Origin of the sequence: Acinetobacter sp. AC1-2 (genome assembly GCF_016124155.1) — a bacterium.
Classification (GTDB): domain Bacteria; phylum Pseudomonadota; class Gammaproteobacteria; order Pseudomonadales; family Moraxellaceae; genus Acinetobacter; species Acinetobacter calcoaceticus.
This window is the reverse complement of sequence record NZ_JABFFO010000002.1, coordinates 130,792-153,863: the sequence shown is the minus strand read 5'-3', so window position 1 is coordinate 153,863 and position 23,072 is coordinate 130,792. Positions and strand designations below refer to the sequence as shown.

The 23,072-nt window shown below is 40.0% G+C and carries 16 protein-coding genes and 2 tRNA genes; 10 read left to right on the top strand and 8 right to left on the bottom strand.

Going from position 1 to position 23,072, the window contains the following annotated elements; genetic code table 11:
• Nucleotides 1-9 precede the first annotated feature (9 nt).
• Nucleotides 10-1,449, bottom strand: a complete 1,440-nt coding sequence (locus tag HL290_RS10890; protein ID WP_198496479.1) for a DUF2252 domain-containing protein — start codon at nucleotides 1,447-1,449, stop codon at nucleotides 10-12.
• A 198-nt stretch (nucleotides 1,450-1,647) separates the two neighbouring features.
• On the bottom strand, nucleotides 1,648-2,298 hold the full coding sequence (locus tag HL290_RS10885; protein ID WP_004640973.1) for an HAD family hydrolase: 651 nt from the start codon (nucleotides 2,296-2,298) through the stop codon (nucleotides 1,648-1,650).
• A 182-nt stretch (nucleotides 2,299-2,480) separates the two neighbouring features.
• Here HL290_RS10885 and HL290_RS10880 point away from each other — a divergent pair, with 182 nt between their 5' ends.
• From HL290_RS10880 to katG, 3 genes are all read left to right on the top strand, one after another.
• On the top strand, nucleotides 2,481-2,966 hold the full coding sequence (locus tag HL290_RS10880; RefSeq protein WP_003654696.1) for an RNA pyrophosphohydrolase: 486 nt from the start codon (nucleotides 2,481-2,483) through the stop codon (nucleotides 2,964-2,966).
• Nucleotides 2,967-3,051: 85 nt separating this feature from the next.
• On the top strand, nucleotides 3,052-5,346 hold the full coding sequence (gene ptsP, locus HL290_RS10875) for a phosphoenolpyruvate--protein phosphotransferase (RefSeq protein WP_004640970.1): 2,295 nt from the start codon (nucleotides 3,052-3,054) through the stop codon (nucleotides 5,344-5,346).
• A 529-nt stretch (nucleotides 5,347-5,875) separates the two neighbouring features.
• On the top strand, nucleotides 5,876-8,032 hold the full coding sequence (gene katG / locus HL290_RS10870; RefSeq protein ID WP_198496478.1) for a catalase/peroxidase HPI: 2,157 nt from the start codon (nucleotides 5,876-5,878) through the stop codon (nucleotides 8,030-8,032).
• 74 nt (nucleotides 8,033-8,106) lie between these two features.
• Here the strand turns inward: katG and HL290_RS10865 are convergent, their stop codons facing one another.
• Nucleotides 8,107-9,159, bottom strand: coding sequence for an MBL fold metallo-hydrolase (locus tag HL290_RS10865; protein ID WP_045126235.1), 1,053 nt, complete (start codon nucleotides 9,157-9,159; stop codon nucleotides 8,107-8,109).
• Between the two features lie 656 nt (nucleotides 9,160-9,815).
• Between HL290_RS10865 and hcaR the strand changes: the two genes are divergently transcribed.
• Both hcaR and HL290_RS10855 read left to right on the top strand, forming a co-directional pair.
• Complete coding sequence (hcaR, locus tag HL290_RS10860; protein ID WP_003654692.1) at nucleotides 9,816-10,721, top strand: DNA-binding transcriptional regulator HcaR; 906 nt, start codon at nucleotides 9,816-9,818, stop codon at nucleotides 10,719-10,721.
• Between the two features lie 267 nt (nucleotides 10,722-10,988).
• Nucleotides 10,989-11,666, top strand: coding sequence for a DUF1345 domain-containing protein (locus HL290_RS10855; protein WP_151743540.1), 678 nt, complete (start codon nucleotides 10,989-10,991; stop codon nucleotides 11,664-11,666).
• A 58-nt stretch (nucleotides 11,667-11,724) separates the two neighbouring features.
• On the opposite strand, the gene HL290_RS10850 is transcribed toward HL290_RS10855, so the two are convergent.
• The 4 genes from HL290_RS10850 to HL290_RS10835 form a co-directional block, all read right to left on the bottom strand.
• A complete protein-coding gene (locus tag HL290_RS10850) occupies nucleotides 11,725-12,330 on the bottom strand; it encodes a glutathione S-transferase family protein (RefSeq protein WP_198496477.1) in 606 nt (201 codons plus the stop codon).
• A gap of 49 nt (nucleotides 12,331-12,379) precedes the next feature.
• Nucleotides 12,380-13,072, bottom strand: a complete 693-nt coding sequence (locus HL290_RS10845) for a helix-turn-helix transcriptional regulator (protein WP_003654689.1) — start codon at nucleotides 13,070-13,072, stop codon at nucleotides 12,380-12,382.
• A 72-nt stretch (nucleotides 13,073-13,144) separates the two neighbouring features.
• Entirely contained in the window at nucleotides 13,145-13,819 is a 675-nt protein-coding gene (locus tag HL290_RS10840; RefSeq protein WP_198496476.1) for an HAD-IA family hydrolase, read from the bottom strand.
• Complete coding sequence (locus tag HL290_RS10835; RefSeq protein ID WP_003654686.1) at nucleotides 13,816-14,748, bottom strand: RluA family pseudouridine synthase; 933 nt, start codon at nucleotides 14,746-14,748, stop codon at nucleotides 13,816-13,818. Before HL290_RS10835 ends, HL290_RS10840 begins: the two co-directional genes overlap by 4 nt.
• A 721-nt stretch (nucleotides 14,749-15,469) precedes the next feature.
• Here HL290_RS10835 and HL290_RS10830 point away from each other — a divergent pair.
• From HL290_RS10830 to HL290_RS10815, 4 genes are all read left to right on the top strand, one after another.
• Nucleotides 15,470-18,814, top strand: coding sequence for an Rne/Rng family ribonuclease (locus HL290_RS10830; protein ID WP_198496475.1), 3,345 nt, complete (start codon nucleotides 15,470-15,472; stop codon nucleotides 18,812-18,814).
• 191 nt (nucleotides 18,815-19,005) lie between these two features.
• Complete coding sequence (locus HL290_RS10825) at nucleotides 19,006-20,847, top strand: long-chain-acyl-CoA synthetase (RefSeq protein WP_198079076.1); 1,842 nt, start codon at nucleotides 19,006-19,008, stop codon at nucleotides 20,845-20,847.
• 184 nt (nucleotides 20,848-21,031) lie between these two features.
• Nucleotides 21,032-21,107: transfer RNA gene (locus HL290_RS10820), tRNA-Lys, on the top strand.
• A gap of 22 nt (nucleotides 21,108-21,129) precedes the next feature.
• Nucleotides 21,130-21,205, top strand: a tRNA-Lys gene (locus HL290_RS10815).
• A gap of 63 nt (nucleotides 21,206-21,268) precedes the next feature.
• Here HL290_RS10815 and HL290_RS10810 read toward each other — a convergent pair.
• Nucleotides 21,269-22,165, bottom strand: a complete 897-nt coding sequence (locus HL290_RS10810; RefSeq protein WP_198496474.1) for a LysR family transcriptional regulator — start codon at nucleotides 22,163-22,165, stop codon at nucleotides 21,269-21,271.
• 112 nt (nucleotides 22,166-22,277) lie between these two features.
• Here HL290_RS10810 and HL290_RS10805 point away from each other — a divergent pair, with 112 nt between their 5' ends.
• On the top strand, nucleotides 22,278-23,033 hold the full coding sequence (locus tag HL290_RS10805; RefSeq protein WP_198496473.1) for an SDR family oxidoreductase: 756 nt from the start codon (nucleotides 22,278-22,280) through the stop codon (nucleotides 23,031-23,033).
• Nucleotides 23,034-23,072 lie beyond the last annotated feature (39 nt).

Here is a 23,072-nt window from a genome sequence, read left to right as displayed (position 1 = left end):
TACTTATTCTTAAAGTGCATCATCTCCAGCGAGCGGAATCTTACCCTCTGCAACTGCATTCATAAATTGCTGATAGTCATTTAAATTGCGCTCTGCATACTCCTCTGCATACCTTTGCAATACTTCTACGATCGTACTGCCCTCTCCAATATATCCCATAAGTACATCAGCATTTCCAGACTTAGCATGGGCATGAGCTAAAGCCAAACCACAACTTTCAGCATACTCATTGAAATACTCATCATCCATATCACTAAGATCAACCGAGATTTTCATATCACGTAACTGACGTACATGAAAATGCTGATTGGGGGTTGAAGAGAATCCAAGGAAGATGTCACTGGCAGCTTGCATAAGTTGCTGGCCATGTATCACGCGCTCGCCTTCATGTTTTGCTTTTTCTACAAATAACGGACTAAGAATCGATGGATTCGCTTCTTTCATTTGTAAAATTAACGGTTCCCGATCTGCATCCTGAAATAATGCAATCGCGGATCGTGTACCAACACTTCCGACACCAACCACTTTCAAAGCCACATCGGTCCGTTGATAACGATCAAAAAGTACTTGGCGATCATATTTCAAAGAATCACGATATTGCTGAAAGAAGGCATCAACATCTTTACTGAATGGTTCATCTGCCTTTGGATGCCATAATAATGGCGCATCATCCACAAAATGGCGAGATCCCGTATCTTGATCTTGCTGTGTGAGCTTCGGTAAAACAGAATATGCATTTCTCTTTTGTGCTGAATCAAGATGCTTCGCGCGTTTCTTTCTCAGTTTTCGGCATTCAGTGTTTTCTAATAAGGTACTGGCATCAACTTTTTCATACCAAACTTGTAGAGGCGAAAGTTTCGTATTTTCTAATAAGTGCTGACGATAACTATTCAACATCGTTTTAATTGCTTTTAAACCCACTTTATCTGCAAGATCAATATCACGAGCAGCAATCACAAAACTGGTAGCTAAACGCTTTAAATCCCATTCAAATGGGGCAACCAAAGTCTCATCAAAATCATTGATTCCAAACAATAGATTACGCTCAGGGCTAGCAAACCCACCAAAATTACTTAAATGACAATCGCCACAAATCTGTTGAAATAAACCTGAGTTCATCTGCTCCCAAGCTTGATCAAACAGCATCAAAGAAGGCATACCTCGATAAAATGTAAAGGGTGAAACGCTCATTCGTTTTGCACGAATTGGTTTGAGCTGCTCTAAACGCCCTTGGTTACTCCAATCATAGATTGTTAAAGCAGTTATACCTTTTGGTCGCTCAGAAAGCTCTGACAGCTGTTCTCTCGGAACTTTTTTACGTTGAGCCTTACCTAATTTGAAGCCTTCGCTTTTATTAAGTAATTTCCCCTGATAGCTATGACGTGTTAAATCAATACTTTCATCATTCCAAAGTTGTTTGGGTAATTTAATTTGTGCTGTTTTTGGCATTATTCTCTCATTTTTAAATTAGAATTTTTTATATTCTTAAACCTTTACCAAGATAAAATTTATTTTTTATTAGACATATTCATATCTACTTTTGGAACAAGATTTATAGAAAATATTCAAAAAATGATTTTTAAATATAATTAATTAAGAGTTGGAAGACCTCAAAGCTTTGCAAGCTACTCTTCCAACTCCACAATCTTAAATCGACCAGTCTTGAATTTCCCAGCTATTTTCTTGAGCCAGCTTTTCAAGGCGATCATCAGGATTTACTGCAATTGCATGGGTCGCATATTCAAGCAAAAAGCGATCGTTGATTGAGTCTGAATATGCCCAAGATTCAGATACACTGCGTCCAGCCAACCAGTCGTCGAGACGTGCAAGTTTACCTTTTTGATAACATGCCAAACCCGCAACTTTACCTGTGTATTTCCCATCCGCAACTTCAGCATTGGTTGCCAAAATTTCGGTAATACCAAATTCACGGAAAATAGGCGCAGTAATAAAATCACTTGTTGCCGTAATACCCACAATTGTATGACCTAAATCTTGATGCTTTTTGATTGCATCAAAACCTTTTGGACGCATTTGTGGACGAATAACTTTTTGCATGAACAATTGGTGAAGCTCAGTTAAGTAGTTATTGTCGTGCTTTGTTAAAAATCCAAAGACAAATTCATTATAAGCATAGGGGTCAAGTTGCCCTGCTTTGTAATCTTCATAAAATTTATCATTCATCTGACGATGATGAACCGCATCAACCAAACCTTCATTGACTAAAAATTCACCCCACGAGTGGTCTGAATCGGTATTTAACAAGGTATGGTCTAAATCAAACAACGCCAGTTTCATGAAAATTCTCGTTTAAACTGAAATTTAAGAAAAAAAATGTAAATCTATCTCCGCTAGTCGATAGAAATTCGTTAAGATCGTAGCAATTTAAACATTTTACTTTGATCTTTTCGAGCTGGACATAAAAAAGTGTTTGTCCCCGCGATTAAAGTCAACGATATAGACAATATTTAGGTAGCCAAATGATCGATTCAGAAGGTTTCCGACCGAATGTCGGGATCATTTTGGCAAACGATGATGGACAGGTTTTATGGGCAAAGCGCATTGGTCACAATGCTTGGCAATTTCCACAAGGAGGCATTCAGTTTGGAGAAACCCCTGAACAGGCACTTTTTCGAGAACTGAGAGAAGAAATCGGCTTATTGCCCGAACATGTCCAGATTATTGCGCAAACCAAAGGATGGCTGCGTTATCGTTTGCCACATAGGTACATTCGGTCAGACTCTGACCCCGTATGTATCGGACAGAAACAAAAATGGTTTTTACTGAAATTGACTGCGCATGCAAGAAATATTCAGTTAGACCTCTCTGACCCACCCGAATTCGATGAATGGCAGTGGGTTAGCTATTGGTATCCTCTTGGACAAGTGGTGAACTTCAAGCGTGATGTTTATCGCAAAGCCATGGTGGAGTTGTGTACACAGTTGCCGATGCAACAATTACCCTAAAAATCATTTATCTAGCAAATGATTTTTATTGAAAGTGCTGTTATAAATACATTCATAGTCTAAAAAAATACTGGAGTATACATCCATGTCAAACATGCAACTCGACACTCTACGGCGCATTGTCCAAGAAGTTAATGCGTCCGTCAGTTTGCATGAATCATTAGACACCATGGTCAATCAGGTTGCTGAGGCCATGAAAGTGGATGTTTGCTCTATTTATTTACTCGATGAACGCAATCAGCGCTATGTATTGATGGCCTCTAAAGGCTTAAATCCAGAATCTGTGGGTCATGTTTCACTACAACTCGGTGAAGGCTTGGTCGGTCTGGTCGGGCAACGTGAAGAAATAGTTAACCTTGACAATGCACCAAAACATGAGCGTTTCATGTATTTACCTGAAACAGGTGAAGAAATTTACAACTCATTCCTCGGCGTACCTGTCATGTATCGCCGTAAGGTTATGGGTGTTTTGGTTGTACAAAACAAACTTCCTCAAGATTTTAGCGAAGCAGCCGAGTCATTTTTAGTTACTCTGTGTGCCCAGCTTTCTGGTGTTATTGCCCACGCTCACGCGGTTGGAAATATTGACGTATTTCGTAAACCAAGTAATGGCCCTGCCTATAAAACCTTTCAAGGTGCTTCAGGTGCAGGCGGTGTTGCTTTAGGTCGCGCTATTATTTTATATCCACCTGCCGATTTGGGTTCAGTACCTGACCGTGAAGCTGAAGATATTAGTCATGAACTTCGACTTTTAGATCAAGCCATTTCATCAGTTCGTTCAGAGATTCGCTCTCTGGATGAAAAAATGCATGATTCGTTAATGGCAGAAGAACGCGCTTTATTTAGTGTTTTCTTAAGAATGCTAGATGAAAATGCATTGCCAGCAGAAATTAAAGAACTCATTCGTGACGGACATTGGGCACAAGGTGCTGTGCGCCGTGTCATTGAAAAGCACACTGCCCTATTTGCACAAATGGAAGATGACTATCTTCGTGAGCGAGTTTCTGATCTTAAAGATTTAGGCCGACGTATTTTAGCCTCGTTGCAAGAAGAAGATTCTAGCCACCGTGAGCTCAGTCCAGACAGTATTTTAATTGGTGAAGAAATTAGTACTGCGGCACTAGTTGAACTTCCTGTAGATAATATTGCTGCCATTGTTACCTCAGAAGGTGCAGCAAATTCACATATGGTGATTGTGGCTCGAGCACTAGGAATTCCAACTGTGGTTGGTGTCACTGAGCTGCCAGTTAACACACTTGATGATGCAGAAATGATTGTGGATGCCTATCAAGGCCGTATTTTTGTAAATCCTCCACGGCGTTTACGCCAACGTTACAAAGAAATTCAAAAAGAAGATGAGCAAATCGCAAAAGATCTCAAACAATACGAGACAAGAGAAGCGATTACTCCAGATGGTGTATCTGTTCCACTTTACGTAAACACAGGCCTTATGATTGATGTGGTTCGCGGTGTACAACGCGGTGCTCAAGGTGTAGGTCTATACCGAAGTGAAATTCCATTCATGTTACGGGAACGTTTCCCAGGTGAAGAAGAACAACGTGCAATCTATCGTCAACAATTGAGTCACTTTGCCAACAAACCTGTGGTAATGCGAACTCTGGATATTGGTGCCGATAAAGACCTCCCTTATTTCAGTATTGAAGAAGAAAACTCGGCATTAGGATGGCGTGGTATTCGTTTCACGCTCGATCATCCCGAGATTTTTTCGTCACAAATTCGCGCAATGCTCAAAGCAAGTATTGGTTTAAATAATTTGCATATTTTATTGCCAATGGTCACTACAGTAAGTGAAGTCGAAGAAGTACTTTATTTACTTGAGCGTGACTGGATGGCGGTGCAAGAAGAAGAGCAAGTTAAAATTACCAAGCCAAAAATTGGAATTATGGTTGAGGTACCAAGCGTACTACTACAAATTGATGAGTTTGCTGAACTTGTCGATTTCTTCTCGGTCGGTTCAAATGACTTAACTCAATATTTACTTGCAGTTGACCGTAATAATCCACATGTGGCAAACGTTTACTCGCACTTCCACCCATCCGTTCTACGTGCTTTAACTCGCTTAGTTAAAGAATGTCATGAATATAAAAAACCTATTAGTATTTGTGGTGAAATGGCAGGTGATCCATTATCGGCAATTTTGCTCATGGCGATGGGCTTTAACACCCTTTCAATGAGTTCGAGTAACATTTTGCGAGTACGAAAAGCAATTTGTCATGTACCTATGACAGATGCACAAAAACTACTTGATGATGTCATGAAAATGAATAATCCACTCATTGTGAAAAGCTGGCTTGAGTACTACTTTAAAACTCACGGTTTAGCAGATATGGTCAAATCAAATCGAATCGTAAATGTTTAATATATAAACAATAAAGGAGAGCAATGCTCTCCTTTATTTATTTTAGATAGCTTCTACGATTACTGACTATAAAAATTTCTTTTCACTCTCAGTTCTGCCCTATTTTTTAAATTAAACAAAAATACAATCGGTTTTTCAAATCAATATTGCCAGTTTAATCCATTTGAAAAATAAGACTTCTACTTCTAGTATATTTAAAGAGCGTTATTAAAAGATCTTACGTTGTTCCAACAATTGAAGAGGTAATTCTATGCATCATTATTTACAGCCTTCAGCTTATTTTTCCTCTTGTTTTTTCACCTTCATACAGTAAATTGGAGGAATAACAATTAAAGGAATCTGATGCATTATTAAATAAAAAATAATGAGCTAACATCTCAGTGAAAAGAATTTTTAAACGGTTTCTCTCACCATTTGTTCACTCATTTCTTTATTTGATAAACATGAGTTTTTAACCCAGAAGTCCAGGAAAATGAGCCCTAATACTTTATCAAGAGCTCAATAATTATTACCCAGAGAGAATATAACCATGTCAGACGAATCAAAATGTCCTTTTTCAGGTCATAACTCAAAACCGGAAGCAACGGTCGGTGGTGGTACGCCTAGTTTACATTGGTGGCCAAAACAATTACGCGTTGACTTGCTCAACCAACATTCAGAACGTTCTAATCCACTTGGTAAGGATTTTGATTACCGCGAAGAATTTAAAAAAATTGACTACTACGCACTCAAAGCTGATATCAAAAATGTGTTAACCGATTCCCAAGATTGGTGGCCAGCCGATTGGGGAAATTATACAGGCTTATTTATTCGTTTAGCATGGCATGCCGCTGGTACATATCGTATGGGCGATGGCCGTGGTGGTGCTGGTCGCGGCCAACAACGTTTTGCACCATTAAATAGTTGGCCTGACAATGCGAGCTTAGATAAAGCACGCCGCTTGCTATGGCCAGTTAAACAAAAATACGGTCAAAAAATATCGTGGGCAGATTTATTTATTCTTGCGGGTAACATTGCGCTTGAGTCTTCTGGCTTCCGTACCTTTGGTTTTGGTGCGGGTCGTGAAGATGTTTGGGAACCAGACAACGATGTAAACTGGGGCGATGAAAAAGAATGGTTAGCTCATCGTAACTCTGAAGCATTGGAAGGCAGCAATCTAGCTGCAACTGAAATGGGTCTAATTTATGTGAACCCTGAAGGTCCACAAGCCAGTGGTGACCCTAAATCGGCTGCACCATTTATTCGTGCGACTTTCGGCAACATGGCAATGGATGATGAAGAAATTGTTGCATTGATTGCTGGCGGTCATACCTTAGGTAAAACTCACGGTGCTGGCTCTGCTGACCATGTTCAGGCTGATCCGGAAGGAGCACCAATTGAACAAATGGGCTTTGGCTGGTCAAATAGCTTTGGCACAGGTGTTGGTAAAGACGCGATCACTTCTGGCTTAGAAGTTATTTGGTCGCAAACTCCAACACAATGGAGCAATTACTTCTTTGAAAACCTATTCAAATACGAGTGGGTACAAGAACGTTCACCTGCTGGTGCAATTCAATGGGTAGCAGCAGATGCTGAAGCGATCATCCCAGATCCATTCGACCCATCAATTAAACGTAAGCCAACAATGCTCACTACAGATTTGACCTTACGTTTTGATCCTGAGTTTGAAAAGATCTCTCGTCGCTTCCATAACGACCCACAAGCTTTCGCCAATGCTTTTGCCCGTGCATGGTTTAAATTAACTCACCGCGATATGGGTCCAAAAGCACGTTATTTAGGTCCAGAAATTCCTGCTGAAGACTTAATTTGGCAAGATCCATTACCGACTGCCAGCGCTATACCATCTTCTGCTAGCATTGCTGATGCTAAAGCAAAAATTGTTGCGCTGGGACTATCTGCTGGAGAGTTGGTTTCTCTTGGTTGGGCTTCAGCCTCAACTTTCCGTGGTGGAGACAAACGCGGTGGTGCAAACGGCGCCCGCATTGCTTTATCGCCACAACGTGATTGGGAAGTAAACCAAAAAGCGGTTGAGACTTTAACTAAAATTGAAGAAATCAAAGCATCAACTCAATTGTCATTAGCTGATTTAATTGTTCTCGCAGGTAACGTTGGTGTAGAGCAAGCTGCTCAGGCGGCAGGTTTCAATATTAGCATTCCATTTGCCCCTGGTCGTGTTGATGCACTACAAAGTCAAACTGATGTTGAATCTTTGCAATTACTCCTCGGCCTTGCTGATGGTTTTAGAAATTGGAAAAAAGAGGGAGTTAATGCAGCAACTGAAGCATTATTAATTGATAAAGCACAGCAACTAACTTTGACTGCACCAGAGTTAACTGCATTGGTTGGTGGGTTACGCGTACTAGGTACCAACTGGGATGGTTCACAACACGGCGTATTCACTCAGCAAGTTGGTGTACTCAGCACAGACTTCTTCACGAACCTACTCGACATGTCTACGGTGTGGGCACCTGTTGACTCATCAAACGAAGTATTTGAAGGCAAAGACCGTAAAACAGGTGCAGTAAAATTTACTGCAACACGTAATGACTTAGTCTTTGGTTCAAATTCAATCTTGCGTGCCTTAGCAGAAGTTTATGCTCAGGCAGATGGTAAAGAAAAATTTGTTCAAGACTTTGTAGCTGCATGGACTAAAGTCATGAATCTTGACCGTTTTGACTTAGCTTAATTTAGGTCAAAATAATAAAAAGCCAGTTCAATTTGAACTGGCTTTTTAAATTTAAATATAAAATTATCTAGGAGTTACACAGTTAATTTATGCCCTTCACGAATGCAATAAAAAGGATTAGCAAGCTTCGATGAAGCTTTGATCGCTTGTCCTAAAGCATGTTCTGGATCTTCCCGACCTTCATCAGTCAACTGGAAAGTCCGATAATGAATCGCAACAGAACGATGGGCCTGTAAATCAAAGTGTGCATGTAGTGCATCTTGTGGATTCATGTGGACATAGCTCATCAAGGCACGTGGCTCATAAGCACCTATTGGAAGCAAGGCAACACGCGGCGCCCCATAACGTGCATGTATTTGTTTGAAATGCCCTGCATAACCAGTGTCCCCTGCAAAGAAACAATGACCTGTTTTAGCAACAACCGAAAAGCCTCCCCAGAGTGCTTTATTTTGGTCACGTAGACCACGGCCCGATCCATGCTGTGCAGGTGTATAGATTATTCTTAATTCATGATAGGGAATTTCTTGCCACCAATCCATCTCAATCACATGAAATTCTTTTGGTAGATAAAAACCATTCCCCAATCCCGTATAAATCGGCATTGCAAATTTTTTATGCAACCAATCGAGTGTAGCCAAATCCATATGGTCATAGTGATTATGGCTGAGTAAAACACCATGAATAGTCGGTAATTGCTCTAACGCAAAACCCGCAGGGCATACACGGCGTGGTCCACGACCATGTAAAGGGCTTGCATAATCACACCATACTGGGTCAGTAATAAAGTTATAAGGTCCGATCTGAATTAATACTGTAGCATGCCCAACAAACCAAACTTGCCAATCATCCAAATCTGCATGTGGTCGATTTTGAGGTAAAGCCACAGCTGTATTTATGCGGGTTTCATATTCACTTTGAATATCAACATTCCATGTATAAGACTCACGAGTAGCTAACCAACGTAATAACTCTTTTGAGCCTCTAGCCGGTAATTTAGGTTGTTGGTTATAAAAACGTGTATCTGATTCATGCCCTGACTCGGGATGATAAAAAGGAGGTTTTATCCATGTATGCGTCCAACAGGACTGAGTCGGCAATTGATATGTTAATGTCGGCTTGTCTTTCATGGGCTTTTCTATGCTTTAGCATCGGCAGAATGGATGTGTTCAGGTTTCTATCTTAACAATTAAAACAAATTAAGCTATGGCACTTACACTTATTTATCATATAAATATCCTTTTTATTGTGGTCACAGCCAACATAAGTTGAATTAGCTTGCCATAAAAAATACATAGATGTGTTGGGTTTATGCGTCGATAATTACCATTCTTATTAAGAGCACTTGTATAACATAACAATCATAAGTCACGTGAAGTTGTCAGAGAATTGCCCTGTTTTGCCTTGGTAGGCCTTACTTTTCTAATTTAAAATGTTTTGACAATTTATAGAACAAAATATTTAGTAACACTTAAAGCTGATTCATTCTGACAGAATTCATATTTTATAATATTAATTTATTCCTCTTCATTTTTGCATAATATGAGAATTACTCATATTAATATTTAAAACATTTAAATATTTCTTTGATTAAGTAAAATAATGTATTTAATTTCTAATAATTAATATATTTTATGAATTATTAAAATCCAGCTTCCCATATTAAATACTTAATGAAAATTTAAATTCCATTTATTTTATAAATACCTAAAGTATCTTCACGCTATATCCCTTTATGCTTTATACTTCACATAAATCATAGTAAGACATTTTTTGGATTAGTCTTATGGAACTACGCCACCTCCGATATTTCATTACCGTTGCTGAAGAATTAAATTTTAGTAAAGCCGCTCTTAAACTTTTTACCGCACAACCCTCCCTTAGCCAACAGATTAAAGATTTAGAAGAAGATGTTGGTGTACGACTTTTAAATCGCACTAAACGTAAAGTTGAGTTAACCGAAGAAGGCGTAGTATTTTTAGAACATGCTCGCCTCACCCTTGCTCAAGCTGAAAAAGCAGTTGCTCTGGCAAGACAGGTTTCTAAGGCTAAACAGCAACTGTTGCGTATCGGTTTTGTCCCCATTGCAGAAATGAAAATTTTCCCTTACGTTCTTCCTAATCTGCGATTACAACACCCCGATCTCATCATTGAACTATCTAACCTAAACAATACTGAACAGCTTAAAGCCTTAAAAAAGGGTGAGTTGGACATTACCTTTACCCGAGAAAATACAGATAGTGATGATATCCAAAGCCAATTTGTTTTGACTGAACCCTTGATTTTTTTACTTCCTAAAAATCATCCACTTACTCAATATGACCGAATTCCTGTCCATGCCTTACAAGGCGTTGATTTTATTATTCCTGCTGCCGAGCAGTCACAAACATTACATAACACTATTCTAGACTTTGCCAAAACTCACAATATTGACCTCAATATTGTTCAAAAAGCAGATAGCATGTTGTTTAATATTAACTCTCTTGGTTCTGGATTAGGTTGTACTATTTTACCTGCCTACGTGGCACCTTTAGGAATCAAAAATACGGTAGTCCGCCCGCTTGATATCGAGTTACCAACACTGGATTTATTCGTAAATTACCGTAAAAACTCACAGTCTTTAGGCGTCCAAAAATTCATTGACCAACTCACGAAAGTATTTCATCTGGATAAAAACTTAACTCACACTTAATCAGAAAAGCTATATTTTATTTTTAAGTAGATGATTAATAAGAACACCTTTATAAAAAGTATAAGTAAATATTATTTTTATTTATTTTATACTTTTTATAAACATTTTAGCCCATGGTTTTGTTCTATTTTACCTACTCAGTAAAAATAGATACCTCTTAAATATAATTGAAAATCTTGGAATAAAATCCATATAAAACTGTATATTATTTTCACCATTTAATAAAAAATAATATATTTACCATGTGGTAAAAGGAGATTAGGAAAAATGGTTGCAGTATTTCAACATCTTGGACGTAGTGTACTAAACCGCCCTCACTTCTTTATTGCTTTATTCATGGGACTTATTACAGCAAGTATTCTGACATGGTTAACTTCATGGAAATGGTCAACTATTTTATTAGTTAGTTGGAATGCTTCTGTTAGCGTATATCTATTATATATTTTGCAACTTATGAAAAGTTGCGATCATTCAAAAATGCAACAGCAAGCAAAAAAACAAGATGAAAGCAAATGGGTCATTATGCTGATTGTTTTATTGGCCTTAGGCATGTGTTTAGTTGCTATTCTAATCCAACTCTCACAGCTTCCTTCTGAGAGTTCTGCAAAGCTAGGGCATGTAGCTTTAGCTTTACTAACAATTGTTTCTGCATGGCTGTTTATGCATAGCGTTTTTGCCCTACATTACGCACATGATTTCTATATGGCTTTGTCTAGAAATGAAGAAAATGGCGGTTTAGATTTCCCTGGAACAGAACATCCTACTTACCCTGATTTTTTATACTTTAGCTATATTATTGGTACCTCTGCTCAAACTGCTGATGTTTCAATTACCACAAAACATATGCGGCTTTTAAACCTATTTCACGCCGTGTTGTCATTTGGTTTTAACACCACAATTTTAGCGATTTGTATTAACGTTGCTGCTGGCTTTCTTACCAACTAAAACTTTTATTTCGAAAATAAAAAAGTCACCCAAATGGGTGACTCTTAATGGTATAGGTTTACACCAATGTACCCATACTGCTTTGCTTTAAGCCTTCGCGTTGTTTGATGGTCTCAAGATAACGAGTAATGGCAGGATGGGATTCAATCGCCCCCATTTTTAATTGCCATAAGAGCATTGCTCCAACACTTACATCTGCCGCGGTAAATTGTTCACCACATACATACGGATTTGCTTCACTCAAGCCTTGCACTAAAGCTTGATAAGCATCGTTATAATCACCATAGCCAACAAACATTTTTTGCTCAGGTGATACCTCTATTCCGAGGGCTTTATCAACGCCTGCAGCTTCCCATGGACCTGCCATCACAAATAACCAGCGATAGTACAAACCACGTTTAGGATCATCTAATGCCGGAGCCAACCCCTTGTCGAAAAATTTATCAGCCAGATAAGCACAGATCGCGCCTAGCTCATAAATCACGACATCGCCATCCACCAATACGGGCACTTTTCCAAAAGGGTTAATTTTTAAATATTCTGGTGATTTCATTTCGGTCTTGTATGCAACTTCAATACGTTCACACTCAACACCTAATTCAGCTAAAAGCCAGTCGATCACAACACCACGCGACTCTTTGTTAGTATAAAGTTTAAGGCTCATTTTTATGGCTCCTTGTTTATCGTGGATCCTAGTCTACAAAACCTCTTTGTCAATTTTTGTCAGTAGTCTGCGATTCTTGTGCCCACCACTGCTGAAATAGTTGTTGCTTAAATGAGGGGTATAATTCTTGGCTTAAACTTAGCTGTTGAATACGATCGAGTCGAAAATGTCGAAAATCCTGCCTGAGTTCACACCATGCAGCCAATACAATTTTGTCATTAAAATATCCCAAGGCAAAAGGCCATAAGGTTCGAACACTACTTCGTTGCTGCTCATCATGATAATGCATCGAGATTTTGACTTGCTGCCGAATGGCTAAACGCACCTGTTCGACTCGATTTTCATCTACAGGCAGCCATGTATTAAACGCTCTTAAAGTCGTTTGCTGTAATAAATATTGCCGATGTTCAGGTAAAACAGAATTCAATTTAGCTAATACTGATGTAGATGCCGATTGTAATGATTGATCTGGCACACTCTTCAACCAATACAATGCCAAAAAAATAGCTTCAACTTCATTTTCATTGAGCGTCATTGGTGGTAATACAATATCTTCTTTAAGCTGAAAACCGATACCTGCCGATGCCTCAATTTCTACGCCCTGCTCACGTAAGCTATCAATATCCCGATAGATACTTCGCACACTAATTCCCATACGCTCAGCGAGAACTTGCGCAGTGACTGGGTAACGGGCTTCACGGAGTTGTTGTAAAAGATTTAATAGGCGAATAGAACGACTCATATCTCTCTTCTTATTGTTTTATTTAACTTTAGTTCAGGGGGAATCAATTCCCCCTTTTTGTATTATTCTAAATTAAGCCAGATCTATTGTAGGTAACTGAGCATAACCTTTTAAAAAGTTATGAAGTTCCTGAACATCCTTGGCAATCGTTAAAGGCTGGAATTGTTGCAGCACTTCAATCGAATGAACTCCATAACCAACACCAATTCGTGGCATGTCTAACCGCTGAGCCATCTCAAGGTCATAGCTACTATCACCAATCATTACAGCACGCTCAACACTCACCCCAGTGACTGTTAATATTTCTTGCAACATGAGTGGATCTGGCTTCGATCGGGTTTCATTGGCTGCTCGAGTCACATCAAAAAGATGAGTACTTTGTGTTTTTGCGATTACACGATCTAACCCACGACGGTTTTTACCCGTGGCGACTGCAAGTTTTAAACCTTGAGCTTTTAAATCATGTAAGAGCTCTGCGATACCATCGAACCATGCGTCATTTGTAGAGTTCGCAATATAGTGATCACCATACGCTTTTAAAATTGAATCATGTAACTCAGGTGCTTCTGGGAATAAGGTTTGCATGACTTCAGGCAAGCCTAAACCAATAATACTTTTTGCTGCTTCATCTGTTAAAGGTAATTCATGCTGCTCTGCCGCATGCTGCAAGCTAGCAACGATTTGCCCAACAGAGTTATATAAAGTTCCATCCCAGTCAAAAATAACTAATTCGGTTTTTAGACTCATTTTGCCACTCTCAAAGCCTTTAATAACTGGGTCATATCTTCTGGTAACGGTGCTTCAATCGGTGGATAACCCGGAATATCTAAACGCATCGCATGTAAGCATAGACGACGTGCTTCAGGGCCAGTGTACGCTGTAGTGTGCCCATATTTATCATCGCCAATCAACGGGTGGCCAATGCTTAAACCATGCACACGGATCTGATGAGTACGGCCTGACAAAGGTGATGCATGGATTAATGTTGCATTTTTAAAGCGCTCTGCTACAACCCATTCGGTTTTACTTGGTTTACCATCTTTAGTCACACGTACACGACGCTCACCATTTGCCAACTCATATCGCAATAAAGGCGCATCAATCAGTTGTTTATCTAGGCTCACTTGACCTTTAACAATCGCAGCATAGGTCTTACGAATTTTATGCTCACGCAACATATCTTGTAGTAGTTTTAAAGTGCTACGTTTTTTACTAATCATGACCAGACCTGAAGTATCACGGTCAATACGATGAATAAGTTCTAAATATTTTTTGCCAGTCGCTGCGCGTAATGCCTCAATCAAACCATATGCCATACCACTGCCACCATGGACAGCAATACCTGACGGCTTATTAACAACTAATAGGCCTTCATCTTCATAGACGATACGGCTTAATAAGCTTTGTGCTACATTGTCACTAACAGGAGCGGTTGTTTCATCTTTTTGTTCATAACGAATTGGAGCAACACGAATCTGATCGCCAATCTCAAGTTTAGTCTCAGCTTTAACACGTTTTTTATTTACTCGAACCTGACTTTCACGAATCAAACGATAAATACGACTTTTAGGTACACCTTTTAAACGCGAGAACAGGAAATTATCAATTCGCTGTCCTGCTTGATGTTCATCCACCTCAAACCAAGTGACACTTTGCCATTGCTGTGTAGAATTCATACTAATATTTAAACCTGAAATTTTGCTAAATTTGATTAATAAATGACCGTTTAGCTTAGTTTTTTCACAAGAAATCTAAGCTTAGCCCATAGGCAGATGCTGCAAGGTTTGATATAGTCAGCGCACGGATACCGCCGTAAGTGAACATCTAATAGGGAATTTCCCTGATTGAAACCTCAATCAAAATGATGCTTTCACCATCAGCTCGGATAGGTCCTAAAGAATTATGCCGACGCCGAAGGCTTATTATATCGGCAAAATGACAAACTGTTGCGTTTAATTCAGTTTGTTCAAAAAAATATGTTACCAACTCTAGTTGGTTATGGAACGTAAACTGATACACATCAGACAAATCGCTCCTTAATGTTGCCTTCAGGCTAAAGCGTTGATGCATTGGAACTGCCGAAAGCACCGATACGATGAACATTCCGTATCAAACTTCTAAAAAGAAGTCACTTCGCGCTCAATGACAGTGAAAGTCATTAACCAATGTACCGCTCACCCGCCAGTGAAGCACTAAGGAAGTCCGATTTAAAGGTTGAAGCAGTATTGCCTACATCACAGACGAGAATCGAAGTTCAGGCTAAATGTAGCCGGTAACAGATGACTCAGACCACAAATATTTTGAGATCTGGGAAATGATCCGTCATGTTCGATGTTCGTTCAGAACCTTTAAATTTGTGCGATATGTTTGTGTGGGTCACTATTAGGTGTCACACCCATGAAACGTATGTTGATTAATGCAACTCACGCAGAAGAAGTCCGCGTTGCACTTATCACTGGTAATCGTCTTTACGATTTTGATTTAGAAAATCGTACCCGAGAACAGAAAAAATCCAATATCTATAAAGGCCATGTAACCCGCGTAGAACCTTCTTTAGAAGCTGTGTTTGTTGAATATGGCGCAGGCCGTCAAGGCTTCTTGTCTATGCGTGAAATTGCGAACAGCTATTTCCAAGCAGACCCGCGACAAACTTCAAACATTCGTGAACTCATCACTGAAGGTACTGAATTACTTGTTCAGGTTGAAAAAGAAGAACGTGGTAACAAAGGCGCAGCCCTTTCTACATTCATTTCACTTGCAGGACGTTATTTGGTTCTTATGCCAAACAACCCGAAAGGCGGTGGTATTAGCCGTCAAATTTCAGGTTCTGTACGTGAAGAATTAAAAGAAATTTTAGCTTCTTTAAATTTACCTCGCGGCATGAGTGTTATTGTGCGTACCGCAGGTATTGGCCGTACTCAAGAAGAATTACAGTTAGATTTACAGCATTTGCTTGACCTTTGGGCACAAATCCAAGGCACAGCAAGTTCTGGTCCGTCTCCAATGCTTGTTCACCAAGAAGCTGGTGTAGTAACTCGTGCTATCCGCGATTACTTACGTGATGACGTTGCAGAAATTTTAATTGATAGCGAACAAGCCTATAACGAAGCTTATAACTTTGTTAAAGCAGTAATGCCTCGTCAATTAGACAAACTTAAAACTTATACTTTAAACGAGCCATTGTTTGCTCATTTTGGTATTGAAAGCCAAATTCAAACTGCTTACGAGCGTGAAGTAAAACTTCCTTCTGGTGGTTCAATCGTAATTGACCAGACCGAAGCTTTAGTTTCAATCGACATTAACTCTGCGAAATCGACTCGTGGACATGACGTTGAAGAAACTGCGCTTAATACAAACCTAGAAGCAGCAGAAGAAATTGCTCGCCAACTTCGTCTTCGTGACATTGGCGGTTTAGTTGTGATCGACTTTATTGACATGACTAAAGAACGCAACCAACGCATGGTTGAAGCAAAACTTCGTGAAGCAACACAAAGCGACCGTGCGCGCATCCAGTTTGGCCAATTATCTCGTTTTGGCTTAATGGAAATGAGCCGTCAACGCTTACGTCCATCACTTGAAGAAGCAACTGGATATGTTTGCCCACGCTGTCATGGCACAGGTATGGTCCGTGACTTACGCTCACTTTCGCTTTCAATTATGCGTAAAGTAGAAGAAATTGCACTTCGTGAACGTCATGGTGAAGTACAAGTAGAAGTTCCTGTTGAAATTGCAGCGTTCTTACTCAATGAAAAACGCCATAGCCTTGTTTATTTAGAACAAACTTCTAGTGTTCGTGTGACTATTTTACCTCACCCACACTTAGAAACACCTCATTATGAAATTCAGTACAATCCAGATGGATTTGCACCATCTAGCTATGAACGTACTGAAGCAACTCGTTCAAGTGAGAAAGAGTTAGGTTATGAATCTTCTGAATGGCATTTAGAAGAAGCAGATCATGGCCATACTCATGCAGCTCCTGCTGCAAACAACACAGCCGGTCAAAAGAAAGTAAATCAACCAGCCCAACCTTCTGCTGCTCAACCAAGCACTCAAAAAGCAGCGAGCCCTTGTGCATGGTTAGAGAACCTTTTTGTTCAAAAACAAGCTAAAACTGTTGACCAATCTCGTTCGGCACAGAACGCTGCTGCGTCAATTGAACAAATGGTGAATACTGGCGCTGTAAGCCGTGGCCAGTTTGGACAAGTCGTAGTACCAGCAGTTGCTGAGGTTGTTTCGGCGCCATCTAACAATGCTTATATTTCGCAATCTCCTGCTAAACAGGAAGTTCGAGAGAATGTTGAAAAAGACGAGAAAGTACAACAACGTCCAAACAACAAAAAACGTAAGCACAAAGAGCAACGTGAGCAACATCACCATACTCAAGAGCCACAACAACAGCAGCAACAACCACAACAGGTTCATGAAGAAGTTGTACAGTTATCACGTCAAGAACAACGTGAGTTAAAACGTCAACAAAAACGTCCGCACCCTGATCAGCCACATCCACAACATCAAAATGATGGACAACAAACTGAAAATGCCGTGCCGCGTCGTGACCGTAATAATCAACAACGTCCAAACCGTCCAAATCGCCACCGCGATCCAAGCGTATTAAATGAAAATCAAAATGCGCCGGCACCAGTAGTTGTTGATGAGAAACAAATTAAGGTTGATTTGATTGATGCTCCAAAGCATGAAGTCATGAATACAGCCTTAGTGATCAATGTTGATCAGGCACAAAGCGAAATTATCGCTTTAACTCCTGAGCAGCCTGTTAAACGTACTGAAACAGCACCTGTTGTTGAAGTCGTTCAAGAGTCGGCTCCAGCACCTGTTGCTGTTGTAGAAGAGACGGTAACTGCTGAAGCAGAAGAAACTCCTCCTCCTCCAGCACACAACAAAAATCAACCGCAAATTCAACGTGCGAGTAATGATCCTCGTATGCGTCGCCGTGAACAACGCAACGCAAAACGTGCTAAAGCTGCGGTACCGTCTATTGCCCCATCGCAAATTCCAACTTTGGCGCAATACACAATTGGTAGCTTGATTCGTCATGTTTATGGTGAAGACTGCACAGTATTGATTGAACAGTTTGGTTTAGTTCCAACGTTTAATCGTGCATTGCTAAAATTTGCAGAACAGTACGCAAGTACTCTAGTAACAGAAGTCGCGTCTGATGCTGAAGACAAAAAGCCTGTTACTCGTGATGCAGAGCTTCCAAGCAACAAACCATCACAAGAAGCAGAGCCTGCGCCTGTACTTGCATTGACGCCACAAAAAGAGTCGACACCACGTGTTGCTAATGATCCACGTGAACGTCGTCGTTTAGCAAAACTTGCTGCTGAACAAGCTTTTGAGCAAGTTAAACAACAACACTCTGCACCAGAAGAAGCTGCTGCTGTAGCTCCAGTTGTTGAAGAAACTGTTGTTGCTCCTGTTGCTGAAACGCAAGCACCTGTTGAGTCAAAACAACAACCGCTTGAGCTTGATCAGGTGACTGAAGTAGTGCAAAGTGAAACAAACGCAGAAGAAGCACCAGCGACAACGGTGATTGAAGCTCCGGCTGTGAAACAACCGAGAGCAAAAGCCAAAGCAGCCACTGAACAAGCTGTAGCACCAGTAGAAGCTAATGCAGAGGCTGAATCAGAAGATTCTAAGGCTGATCTGGACAAACCAAATCGCCCTCCTCGTCGTCCTCGTGGTCGTCCACCAAAGAAAGCAAATCCTGTAGCTGAGTAAATCATTTGCTCAATTGCAGCTAATTTAAACAAACCTAGTCATTTCGATGACTAGGTTTTTTTTGTTATTTTTAACCAATTAGGTTGATTGCACTAGAAGAAAAGTTTTAAAAGCATGGTGAACCATGAAAAATACTGTACTTTTGCCAACGCAACCTTTTTTGGATTGATCGAAAAATAAATAGGATTGATATGAGCCAGACAACACAGACCGATATCATTACGCTTGGTGATGTTGCAACAAGACTTCCTAGCTTCATCCCCAAAGTACCCCATATCCTGAATGGTCTTAAACAGGCTTACTTAAGAACAGCAAATACACCAACGGGATTAGGTGTAGCTTTTGAAAAAGCTGTTAAGCGAAATCCGCAAGGTATTGCATTATTATTTGAAGATCAAAGTTACTCATATGAAGCTTTAAACGAATGGGCTAACCAGATTTCTCATTACTATCTCTCTCTCGGCGCACGTAAAGGTGACGTGATTGCCGTAATGGTTGAGAACCGTTCTGAACTTATTGCCACGATTGTAGGCTTAGCTAAAATTGGGGTAACTATTGCGCTTGTTAATACCTCTCAAGTCGGTAAAGTCCTCGCTCATAGTATCAATCTTGTCAAACCAATTGCCGTCATTGCAGGTGAAGAAGTTCGAGCGGTAATTGACGAAATTCGTCAGGACCTGAATGTTCCTAAAGACCGTTTCCATTGGTTTGCAGATCAGGCTACACGTCAAGATGCAGGAACAGCACCTCAAGGTTATGCCAATCTTGCAATAGAAATTGATCAATTTCCAAAATTTAACCCATCGACTACGCAATCTGTTCATGGAAATGATGGCCTGTTTTATATTTATACCTCAGGCACTACAGGCTTACCAAAGGCTGTTATTTTCAAGCACAGTCGCTGGACGCTCGCATATGGTACTTATGGTCACATTTTAAACCTTGGTCCAGATGATGTGATGTATGTAACCTTACCGCTTTACCATGCAACAGGTGTGGTAGTTTGCTGGTGTGGGGTGATTGCGGGAAGTTCTACCCTTGCAATTCGACGTAAATATTCAACCAGTGCGTTCTGGAAAGATGTTCAGAAATTTAATGCCTCTGCAATTGGATATGTAGGAGAGCTTTGCCGCTACTTAATGGATGCTCCTACTACAGAAATTGACCGTGCTCACCGCGTAACCAAAATGATCGGTAATGGCATGCGTCCAAACATCTGGGATAAGTTCAAACAACGTTTTGGTGTCCAAGAAGTTCTTGAGCTTTATGCATCAAGTGAAGGCAATGTCGGGTTTAGTAATATTTTTAACTTTGACAACACAGTGGGCTTCTCCCCTACGCCATACGCGATTATTGAGTTTGATAAAGAGAAAAATGAACCTGTACGCGATAAAAATGGTTGGTGTAAAAAAGTTAAAGCAGGTGAAATCGGTTTGCTGGTTGGTAAAATTACCAGTCGCTCGCCTTTTGACGGCTATACAGACCCAGAAAAGAATAAATCTGTGATTATGAAAGATGTCTTTAAAAAAGGTGATTCATATTTCAACACAGGTGACCTTGTTCGTAATATTGGTTTCCGTCATGCCCAGTTTGTTGACCGTTTAGGGGATACTTTCCGCTGGAAAGGCGAAAATGTATCTACGACTGAAGTTGAGAACATGGTTTGTGAATACGACAAGATCGCTGAAGCAGTGGTCTATGGTGTAGAAATTCCAAATACCAATGGTCGTGCTGGTATGGCAGCAATCACACTTGCTGATGGGGCCGAGTTAAATGAGTCTGATTTAACAGAAATGGTGACGATATTTAAAAAATGCCTACCGGCTTACGCAGTACCCGTGTTTTTACGTGTGCAGGCTAAAGTTGAAACAACAGGTACTTTTAAATATCAAAAGAATAAATTGAAGGAAGATTCGTTTAATCCAGGCAAAACTTCTGAACGTTTACTCGCTTTATTACCTGGTGCGAACAGTTATTGTGATGTCACAACTGAAATTTTTGACAACATTCAGGCATATAAATACCGTTTTTAGTTCATTTTTTAGCTAAACAAGAGGAAATCGTGCTTTTTATAAGCAATCATGCAAATGTTTTTGAATTACCTCTTGTGTTAGTTGAATAACTTGCTAAAATACGCGACATCAAAACAAAGGTGGTGTTAGAAAACTTTTAGTTATCTTGCACTTCACATTCAAACAGTGTTTGAATGTTTGTTCAGGGTCGTTAGCTCAGCTGGTAGAGCAGCGGACTTTTAATCCGTTGGTCCCGCGTTCGAATCGCGGACGACCCACCACTTATCTGTTTTGAACCTATTTGGGTCGTTAGCTCAGCTGGTAGAGCAGCGGACTTTTAATCCGTTGGTCCCGCGTTCGAATCGCGGACGACCCACCAAATTCTAAAAAGCCTCTCACTGCGAGAGGCTTTTTTTATTGTTATCTTATTTTAATTTCATGACTAAAAGATGACGATGCATTTCTTATATAAGACGTCTTTAACCCAGTTCATAAAGATTTCTAAACGTTTAGGAATATAACTTCGGTTCGGATACAAAATATTGAGAGGCAAAGATTGAGCAGTGTGTGCACTTAGCACTTCAATCAGGGTTCCTTGCTCAATTTTGTCCTGAACATCATAGTATGGAAGTTGAATAATCCCCAAGCCAGCATAAGCCGCTGCAACATAGGCTTCTGTATTATTTACACTTAAAGCACTATCGACCATCACAGTTCCATCTTGATATAAAAATACGCCCTGTTTTTCCCCTACCGCTCCTGCGTAGTTAATGAGTTTGTGCTGAGATAGATCTTCTAATTGTTCAGGAATACCGTATTGTTCTAAATAATGGGGACTTGCACAGTTCACCATAATCAAGTTGCCAACGAACTTCGCGATCAAACTACTATTCTCTAGCTGCCCCACCCGAACAACACAATCAATCCCTTTCTCGATCAAGTCAGTGATGTCATCAGAGCTATTTAGTTGTAAATGGATATCTGGATAGCGGCTATAAAAATCGGGAAGTTCTGGAATAATCACTTGATGCAGGATTCGGCTGGGCATTGAAACTTTTAGTGCGCCACGGTAATGCTGCTTTTGTGTCTGTATAAGTTGTTCTAATTGCTCATAATCAAATAATAGATTTTGACATTCGGGTAATATTCTTTGCCCATCTTGCGTAAGACTTACTTTACGGGTGGTTCTATGAAATAACCGAACACCATAGTGAGTTTCAAGTTGTTGAATTGCACTGGTCACTGTCGAGCGAGGTAAATCGAGCTGATTTGCTACTTCACTAAAGCTTTGTCGTTTAGCAACTTCTGTAAAAATAAAAAACTGCTGCAATCGATCCATTTAATTGTTCGTATTTTCTGAATAGTTAAACCAAGCTAGCATAATTGATCAAAAATTACCGCCAATCTAGACTAAAAATACATTAGAACAAGTCATCATAGGAACAATCATCATGGCAACTCATACTCTTAAAGATAAAGTTGTACTGATTACAGGCGGTGCAAAAAACTTAGGCGGACTCATTAGCCGTAAATTTGCAGAACAAGGTGCAAAAATTGCAATTCACTACAATAGTTCGGAAACTCAGGCAGATGCAGAGCAGACGCTCGCAGATGTAACAGCTTTAGGCGTAGATGCCGTTTTAATTCAGGCAGACTTAACGCATATTGATAATATCGAAAAGCTCTTCTTAGACACTAAACAGCATTTTGGTGGAATTGATATTGCTATTAATACGGTTGGTAAGGTTTTGAAAAAATCCTTCTTGGAAACCACAGAACAAGAGTTTGATATTATGAGCGATATCAACTCAAAAATTGCCTATTTCTTTATTCAATCGGCTGGTCGGCATTTAAATGACGGCGGAAAAATCTGCTCAATCGTTACTTCGCTTCTTGCAGCTTACACTGGGCTGTACTCAACCTATGAAGGCTTAAAAGCGCCTGTTGAGCATTACACCCGCGCTGCATCAAAAGAATTTGGAGACCGTCAGATTTCTGTGACTGCTGTTGCGCCTGGACCTATGGATACACCGTTCTTTTATGGTCAGGAATCTGCCGAAGCAGTCGCTTACCATAAATCGGCTTCAGCTTTAGGTGGTCTTACCAAAATTGAAGATATTGAGCCATTAGTTCGCTTTTTGGTGACCGATGGTTGGTGGATTACTGGTCAAACTATTTTTGCAAATGGTGGTTATACCACTCGCTAAAATCAAAAAAGCCGCATCTGATGATGCGGCTTTTACTTT